Origin of the sequence: Cryptosporangium minutisporangium (assembly GCF_039536245.1) — a bacterium.
Taxonomy (GTDB): Bacteria; Actinomycetota; Actinomycetes; order Mycobacteriales; family Cryptosporangiaceae; genus Cryptosporangium; species Cryptosporangium minutisporangium.
The window spans coordinates 19,199-23,082 of record NZ_BAAAYN010000119.1; the positions used below are offsets into that span (position 1 = coordinate 19,199).

Below are 3,884 nucleotides of genomic sequence, written 5' to 3' on the forward strand. Positions count from 1 at the left end.
CTCGGCCGCCGCCGACGACGACGCCGCGGACCCGGGAAGCCGGTCGGTGCAGCTCGACCGGGTCACGGTTCCGCACCGGCTGGAGGACGTCTCGCTGACCGCGCGGGCCGGCGAGGTGGTCGGGCTGGCCGGGCTGCAGGGCGCCGGGCACCTCTCGGTGTTCGAGGTGTTGTGGGGCCGAGCGGTCCCGACGTCGGGCGACGTCCGGCTGCCCGACGGCGGCGCCCGGCCCCGGACGACGGCGGACGCGGTGCGGTGCCGGGTGGCGTTCGTGCCGAGCGATCGCAAAGGGCTCGGCCTGACGCTCGACCAGACCGTGGCCGAGAACGTCACCTGCGTCTCGTGGCTGGCGCGGCGCCGCGGAGGATGGCTGCTACGGCCGGGACGGGCCCGGACGGTGGCCCGGCGGCACATCGCCGAGCTGCGGATCAAGGCCGAGCCCGACGACCTCGTCGGTCAGCTGTCCGGCGGCAACCAGCAGAAGGTGGTCTTCGCGAAGTGGCTGGAGGCCGAGCCGGACGTCGTCCTGCTCGACGACCCGACGCGCGGCGTCGACGTCGGGGTGAAGGCCGAGATGCAGCAGATCGTGCGGCGGCTCGCGGCGGCCGGGAAGGTCGTGCTGATGTGCTCGACCGACCTCGCCGAGCTCGCGGAGGTGTGCGATCGGGTCATCGTCCTGTACCGCGGCCGCGTCCGCTCCGAACTGTCCGGCGACGCGCTCACCGAGCACGCCCTGCTGCACGCCGTGAACACCGGCCAACTGGCCGCCCCCACGGCCCTGGAGCCCTCTCAGGGCGACGCTGGCAATCGAGCGCGATGACGCCGTGACCTTGGCCTCGGTGTCATAAGGAATCGCGCTCGCCGGTCAGCGTCGTTCTGAGAGGGCCGCCCTCGGGATAGGGTGGCCGTAGTGCCAGCCTTGGGCCCGTTGGATCCCGAGGCGGCGGGCGAGGTCGGCCTCGGCGGGGTTCTCGATCCCCTCGACCGTCGTGGTCAAACCGAGCCGGTCGGCCAGCGCGGTCACCATGTCGAGCACCTCGGCTCCGGCCTGCGCCGCCGCGAACGGCAGCCGTCGCACCGGGTCGAGCAGCGCGCCGGCCAGCTTCAACCCGTGCACCGGCAGGCTCGGCAGCATCGCCAGCCGGGACAGCCCGGTACCGAAGTCGTCGAGCGTGAGCTGGACGCCGCTCGCCGCCAACCCGCGCAGCACCGGTAGGTCGGCGTCGACCAGCAGGGCGTCCTCGGTGATCTCCAGGTGCAGCAGCTGCGGCGCGAGGCCGGTGCGGTCGAGCACCTCACGGACGTCGTCGACCAGGCGCGGTTCGTGCAGTTCGGCGGCGGAGAGGTTGACGCCGACGAACATTGGACGGCCGGCGTCGCGCTCCCACTCGACCGCCGCGCGGCAGGCATCCTCGCGCACACGGCGGCCGAGCCACCGGAACAGCTCGGGGCTCGCGGTGGCCAGGAACGCGGACGGTGGGAGCGTGCCGCGGGTCGGGTGCTCCCACCGGGCCAGCGCCTCGAAGCCCAGCACCTGCTCGTCGTCGAGCCCGACGATCGGCTGGTAGTACGGCACGACCTCGCCGCGCTCCAGGGCGGCGGGCAGTTCGCTGCGGTAGCCGGTGTCGAGCGGACGCCCGGTCCGCCCCACCCGCGCGGCCGTTTCGTCCGCGGCGGCTTCGGCCGAGGCGACCCCCGCGGCCCGGGCGGCGTCGGAGAGCTGCGCGCGGAGCGCCCGCTCGGCGCGCTGGCGAGCCACCAGGTCGGAGCTGCGGATCGCGTCCTGCTGCGCGAGTGTGCGGTCGTGGGCGGCCCTGGCGAAGCCGACGCCCACCGCGGCCAGCAGCTCCGCCAGCCGCGCGGGTGCCTCCGGGTCGGGTGGGTCGGCCCAATCGGTGTCGAGGTCGCCGGGGAACCGCTCGGCCAGCAACCGCAACGTCCGCCCGAGAGCGTCCGGTGCCGCGAACCCGATCGCCACGACACCCTCGCCGATCGCCCGTCCGGCGGCGGACGGCTCCGCCCGGCCGAGAAGTCCGTCGGCGGCCTGTTCGGCGAGCCGCCGCAGCCGGTCGGCGATCACCGTGCGGTCGTCCGGCACCCAGCTGGTGCCGCTCAAGTGCCGCGCCCACTCCCAGGCGAACACCGCGACCGTGACCGAGCGGTGGTCGACCTGTCCGACGGGGGCGGGCGGAGCAACCGGAGCGGTCGGAGCCCCGACGGGCACCGCGGGTCCGATGGGCAGGGCCGACCCGGCGGGCAATGTCGACCCGCCGGGCCCCGAGGTCACCGCTTCCACCCGACCGCGCCGTAGTTCCCGCACCAGGACGGATCCCGATCCGCCTCGTCCGGCCAGTCCGGCTTCCACTGCACAGCCCAGGTGAGACCGGGCTCGACCAGGTCCCACCCGGCGAGGAACCGCTCGACCTGCGCGTAGCTCCGGGTGGTCGCCGGATTTGCGCTGCCTTTGTAGATCTCCTCGATCCGCTTCATCTCCTCCTCGCGACCGTCCATCGTGGCGTGCGCGAGAACCAGGCCGCTCCCGGTCGGCAGCGCGTCCCGGAACGTCGAGACGATGTCGGCCGCCTCGTCGTCCGAGCCGATGAAGTGCAGCACCGCGACCGTCAGCAGGCCGATCGGCTGCGAGAAGTCGAGCATGCGCTGGGTGACCGGCGCGTCGAGCACGTCCTGGGTGCGCCGGATGTCCGCGTGCACGATCCCGGCCCGGTCGACGTCGGCGAGGATCGCCTCGCTGTGCGCTACCGCGACCGGATCCAGGTCGACGTAGACGACGGTCGCGTCGGGGGCGACCTCGTGCACGTTGCCGGCGGTCGGGATGCCCGAGCCGAGGTCGAGGAACTGTCGGATGCCCTGGTCGAGCAGGTAGCGGACGCCCCGATGGAGGAACGCGCGGTTGGCTTGGGCAGCGAGTTGGCCGTCCGGGAACAGCGCCAATGCTTTGCGCGCCATCTCCCGGTCGGAGGCGAAGTTGTGCGAGCCGCCGAGGTAGTAGTCGTACATCCGAGCGGCCGACGGCTGATCCGGATCAACCGTGTCCGAAACCCAATCCGGACGATCCACGCGCATGCTCCCGGTGCAGGGGGTGGGTGACGATCCTGGGGACGTCGATCTTAGGGCCACTGTGGCCGGTGGAGGTTTCCGACCGACGTCGGTTCTGCAGTTTTCTCACGGTTTCTCGGTGTGTTCAGACGCGCAACTCGAAGTACGCCAACTGCGTCATCGAGTAGCGCGCCAGGTCCTGATCGGACAGGCCGTCCGCGGCGTGCGAGTCGGCGACGATGCTGCTAGCGAACCGAGTCGGCAGCAATACCACGAGGTATCGAAGTCGCATCCCGGCGAAACCGGCGTAGCCGATCTGGTTCGCCGGGACGTAGACGCACGAGCCGAGCGTGCGGATCACCGGGCGGGGGTAGTAGCGGCCGTTGCCGGGGTTGTGCTCCGGCGTCGAGTCGACCGTCGCCGGATCGGCCCGCTCCAGCATCTGGACGACGGTTCCGGCCGGTGGCGGCTCGGACAGCGTCGCGGCGATCTCCAGCCGTGGCGGGTCGGAGCGCTGCAGGTGGTAGGCGAGGGCCTGCAGCTTGGTCGGCGCGCCGTCCCGCCCGGGGAGCGCGACCAGCCGCGGAACGCTGTCCTGCGCGGGTGAGATGCACGGGCCGGCCGTCGCCGCGGCCGTGCCGTTGGGCTCCGGCTGGTCGGACGACCACCGGTCGATGCCGGCTCGGGCGCCGTTGACCAGCGCCACGGCCGCCAGCACGGCCACGGCCGCGTAGAGCGTCCGCGGCCAGGTCCCGACCGGCAGCCATCGGTTCCGGCTGCTCCGCCGTTCATCCGTCGGTCTTTTCCGGACGACGCCGGGCGGCGCG

The 3,884-nt window shown here is 73.0% G+C and carries 4 protein-coding genes; 1 reads left to right on the top strand and 3 read right to left on the bottom strand.

The window, feature by feature from the left end; all coding sequences use genetic code 11:
- Positions 1-820, top strand: an 820-nt coding sequence (locus ABEB28_RS42520; RefSeq protein WP_345733998.1) for an ATP-binding cassette domain-containing protein, incomplete at its 5' end; no start/stop codon positions are given.
- 45 nt (positions 821-865) lie between these two features.
- Here ABEB28_RS42520 and ABEB28_RS42525 read toward each other — a convergent pair.
- The 3 genes from ABEB28_RS42525 to ABEB28_RS42535 form a co-directional block, all read right to left on the bottom strand.
- The gene (locus ABEB28_RS42525) at positions 866-2,224 is read right to left on the bottom strand and encodes an EAL domain-containing protein (protein ID WP_345733999.1); all 1,359 of its coding nucleotides are present in this window, start codon (positions 2,222-2,224) and stop codon (positions 866-868) included.
- A 59-nt stretch (positions 2,225-2,283) separates the two neighbouring features.
- The gene (locus tag ABEB28_RS42530) at positions 2,284-3,078 is read right to left on the bottom strand and encodes an SAM-dependent methyltransferase (protein ID WP_345734000.1); all 795 of its coding nucleotides are present in this window, start codon (positions 3,076-3,078) and stop codon (positions 2,284-2,286) included.
- A gap of 124 nt (positions 3,079-3,202) precedes the next feature.
- On the bottom strand, positions 3,203-3,884 hold a 682-nt coding region (locus ABEB28_RS42535; RefSeq protein ID WP_345734001.1), incomplete at its 5' end, for a hypothetical protein.